Source organism: Actinophytocola sp. (assembly GCF_035712165.1).
GTDB lineage: Bacteria > Actinomycetota > Actinomycetes > Mycobacteriales > Pseudonocardiaceae > DASYTH01.
In genome coordinates, this window is the sequence record NZ_DASTBH010000523.1 from 1 (window position 1) to 2,694 (window position 2,694).

At 73.2% G+C, this 2,694-nt stretch carries 2 protein-coding genes; both read left to right on the forward strand.

The features are described 5' to 3' along the window. Positions 1-85: 85 nt before the first annotated feature. On the forward strand, positions 86-1,792 hold the full coding sequence (locus VFO68_RS29695; RefSeq protein ID WP_325161719.1) for a GAF domain-containing protein: 1,707 nt from the start codon (positions 86-88) through the stop codon (positions 1,790-1,792). 81 nt (positions 1,793-1,873) lie between these two features. Then, on the forward strand, positions 1,874-2,416 hold the full coding sequence (locus tag VFO68_RS29700; protein WP_325161718.1) for a carboxymuconolactone decarboxylase family protein: 543 nt from the start codon (positions 1,874-1,876) through the stop codon (positions 2,414-2,416). Positions 2,417-2,694: the final 278 nt, after the last annotated feature.

Consider the following 2,694-nt stretch of genomic DNA (forward strand, 5'->3'; position numbering starts at 1 on the left):
CGGTGAGCCGCACGCTGATCCGGCGCTGCCGGTGTCCGGTCGTGGTGCTGCGCGCCGAGCTGGAGCGAACCACGGACACCGGATCATGACCCCGGAGGAACGGCTGCCGGCAACCGCGTCGCTGGCCGGGCTGCGGCTGGACGAGCTGCTCGGCGAGGTGCAGGACCGGCTGGCCGAGATCGGCCGCACCCGGGACCGGGTGCAGGGCCTGCTGGACGCGGTGCTCGCGGTCGGCGCCGGTCTGGAGCTGGACGGCACGCTGCACCGGATCGTGCAGATGGCCACCAGGCTGGTCGACGCCCGCTACGGCGCGCTGGGCGTCCTGGGCAGGGACGGCGGGCTGGCGAAGTTCGTGCACGTCGGCATCGACCCGGAGCAGGTGGCCCGGATGGGACATCTGCCCGAGGGCAAGGGGCTGCTGGGCTTGCTGATCGAGCGTCCGGACTCGATCCGGCTGGTCGATCTGACCGAGCATCCGGCCTCGATCGGGTTTCCGGCCAACCACCCGCCGATGCGGAGCTTTCTCGGGGTGCCGGTGCGCGTGCGCGAGGAGGTGTTCGGCAACCTCTACCTGGCCGAGAAGCAGGACGGGGCCGAGTTCACCGCCGACGACGAGGCGATGCTGCTGGCCCTGGCGGCCGCGGCCGGGGTCGCCATCGAGAACGCCCGGCTGTTCGAGGAGTCCCGGCTGCGGGAACGCTGGCAGCGCGCCTCCGCCGAGATCAACACCCAGCTGCTGGACGGCGCCTCCGGCGACGAGGCGCTGCGGCTGATCGTGTCCCGGGTCCGCGAACTGTCCACATCGGACTGCGTGCTGGTCATGCTGATGGCCGACGAGAACCGGGAGGTGCTGGTGACCCGGGCGGCGGCCGGCGCGCAGGCCGAGGAGCTCATCGGGACGACCATCGCCGCCGGCGAGCCGGCCATCACCGGCGTGGTGGAAAGCGGAACCGCCACGCTGATCCCGGACCTGGCCCACGCGCTGCCCACCGGTCTGGGCATCGAGCCGGAGAACTACGGTCCGGCGCTGGCCGTCCCGCTCGGCGCGGCGAACCGGGTCAACGGGCTGCTGCTGGCCCTGCGCGCCAAGGGCGCCACCCAGTTCGCCGAGGAGCAGGTGCCGGTGCTGGCCTCGTTCGCCGACCAGACCGCGCTGGCCCTGGAGGTCGCCGACAAGCAGCGCACCCAGCGCCAGCTCGATCTGCTGGCCGACCGGGACCGGATCGCCGGAGACCTGCACGACCATGTGATCCAGCGGCTCTTCGCCACCGGGATGAGCCTGCAGGGCGGGGTGCGCCGGATCAACGACCCGGAGGCCCGCCGCCGGGTGATCCGGGCGGTCGAGCAACTCGACGAGACGGTGCGGGAGATCCGCACGTCGATCTTCGACCTGCACTCCAGCGCGGACGACCGGGGGATCAGCCTGCGCAGGCGGATGCTGGACACCGTGGCCGAGGCGAGTGCCGGGTCGGTCTCGCCGTCGGTGCGGATCAACGGCGCGGTGGACACCCTGGTGCCGGCCGAGATCGGCGAGCACGCGGTCGCCGTGCTGCGCGAGGGGGTCAGCAACGCCGTGCGGCACGCCCGGGCCGCCACGATCATCGTCACGGTCGAGGCCGGCCCGGACCTGATCCTCGACGTGCTCGACGACGGGATCGGCCTGCCGGCGAAGGTGGCCCGCAGCGGCCTGCTCGGCCTGGCGAACCGGGCCACCCAGTGCGGCGGCGAGCTCTCGGTCGGCCCCGGCACCGCCGGCGGCACCCGGCTCACCTGGCGGGTGCCCCTGCCCTGATTGAGCACTACTCCGGCTTGACCCCGGTGCGCCAAGATCGTTTGAATCGTCTGGGTAACCGGACGAGTGAGAGGGGCGACTGTGGCGCACATCGAGTTGGGTGTCGACGAGGCGGAGTTTCCGGGTATCACCGGGCCGATGCGGTTCCGGCCGGAGACCGCCAAGCCGCTCAACGAGTTGGCCGAGGTCCTGCTGCGCGGGCCGCATTCGCTCACCCCGGGCGAGCGGGAGTTGATCGCCGCCTACGTGTCGGGCCGCAACGAGTGCGAGTTCTGCTGCGCGTCGCATTCGGCGTTCGCCGCCGCGCAACTCGACGAGGGCATGGCGGTGGTCGACCGGGTGCGCGCCGACGTGGACACCGCGCCGGTGTCGGCCAAGCTGCGCGCCCTGCTGCACATCGCCGGTGCCGTGCAGCAGGACGGCCGCAAGGTCACCCCGGCACTGGTCGAGGCCGCCCGGGCGGAGGGCGCGACCGACGTGGAGATCCACGACACGGTGCTGATCGCGGCGGCGTTCTGCATGTACAACCGGTACGTGGACGGGCTGGGCACGCTGGCCGCCGCCGACCCGGCCAGCTACCAGGAGTCGGCCCGGCGGATCGTGGAGTTCGGCTACCGGGTCTGACCGATCGGGCCGACCTGGCTGCCCCATCGGACAGCAGGTGTCCCCGCCGGAATCCACACCGGATCGGGCCGCTCCGGTCTTACGTGAGGCATTCCAGCGGGGACAGGGCCCGGGCCGGTCGGCGGCGCGGCGGGGCGCATCGCCTCGGCCGGCCGACACCGGGCCTGGAGTGGATCGTGGTGTGTGAGCCCGGCTCGGGCGGCCGGCACCGCACGCGCGCGGGTGTGGGCGGCGGCGCGCTGGCCGCGGGTGTGGTGCTGCTGGCCACCTCGGCGGCC

Coding starts and splice junctions, on each gene's coding strand:
- VFO68_RS29695 (WP_325161719.1), top strand. CDS start 86: ATGACCCCGGAGGAACGGCTGCCGGCAACCGCGTCGCTGGCCGGGCTG.